The organism is Pseudoalteromonas sp. SIMBA_162 (assembly GCF_046535955.1).
GTDB classification, from domain to species: Bacteria; Pseudomonadota; Gammaproteobacteria; order Enterobacterales; family Alteromonadaceae; genus Pseudoalteromonas; species Pseudoalteromonas marina.
The window spans coordinates 1-280 of sequence record NZ_JAWJBQ010000259.1 but is presented as its reverse complement, the minus strand read 5'-3'; the positions used below and the strand labels follow the sequence as shown (position 1 = coordinate 280).

General features: G+C 60.7%; 1 pseudogene. It reads left to right on the top strand.

From position 1 onward, the window contains the following. A pseudogene (ispH, locus tag R0J88_RS19595) lies at nt 1-186 on the top strand (4-hydroxy-3-methylbut-2-enyl diphosphate reductase); the annotation flags it as partial. Nucleotides 187-280: the final 94 nt, after the last annotated feature.

Genomic DNA, 280 nt, shown 5'->3' with positions numbered 1-280 from the left:
GGCTGGTTCGAACAGTCGGCGCGTATTGGCATCACTGCGGGTGCTTCGGCCCCCGAAGTGCTGGTACGTGGCGTGATCGAACAGCTCAAGGCCTGGGGCGCTACCGGTGCTGAAGAGCTGGACGGGCGTGAAGAGAACATCACCTTCTCGATGCCCAAAGAGCTGCGGGTTCGCTCGCTGATCTGACTGAAGCCTGTGCTGGCCTCATCGCCGGCAAGCCAGCTCCCACAGGTAACCCGCTATTTTCAAGGGCTGTGGAATATCTGTGGGAGCTGCCTTG